Source organism: Paenibacillus sp. E194 (assembly GCF_000935845.1).
GTDB lineage: Bacteria > Bacillota > Bacilli > Paenibacillales > Paenibacillaceae > Paenibacillus_B > Paenibacillus_B alvei_B.
The window spans coordinates 1-548 of the sequence record NZ_JMDX01000548.1; the positions used below are offsets into that span (position 1 = coordinate 1).

General features: G+C 34.5%; 1 protein-coding gene. It reads right to left on the reverse strand.

What is annotated here, in order from left to right; genetic code table 11:
- Positions 1-301, reverse strand: a 301-nt coding sequence (locus AZ66_RS29495; protein WP_231587113.1) for a hypothetical protein, incomplete at its 3' end; no start/stop codon positions are given.
- Between the last annotated feature and the right edge of the window lie 247 nt (positions 302-548).

Genomic DNA, 548 nt, shown 5'->3' on the forward strand with positions numbered 1-548 from the left:
AAAATCGATCTTTTGAAGAGATACTTTTAATTTGATTCCATTTTCCATCAACAAGTTGCAAATGGTAATGACCATTTATATCTGAATCGGGGTACCAACCTAGATCAAAGAGTAAAGCGTCTTCATTTTCAGGGATGTACCATTTTCCATTATTAATTTTCAGTTTAACGATCTGTAATAAGTCTTCTGTGAAGAATCCCCAGTTCTCAATTAGGTAATCATTACCCTCACTAAGGATAGGATCTATATCGTAGAATTTGTTATAGGTTACGGCATAACCTGCTGGCACCTTAAGTTGCATTAGATTCAATTATCTCATCCTCTCACATCATTTGGTCATTTGGATCGGCTACTTAGTTGGACAGAAAAATAAGGGCTGTTTACTTTAGATGAAGCCACGTTATGAATCATTGCCGATATTCAATACAGTTACTGTTATCCCAGTATTACTAGTGACATAGTTGATTGACCAAATGTGACTTACTGACAAGTTCCCACGAACTTTATCAATAATTCTTTTTACTAAGAACTTTTGATCTACGTTATAA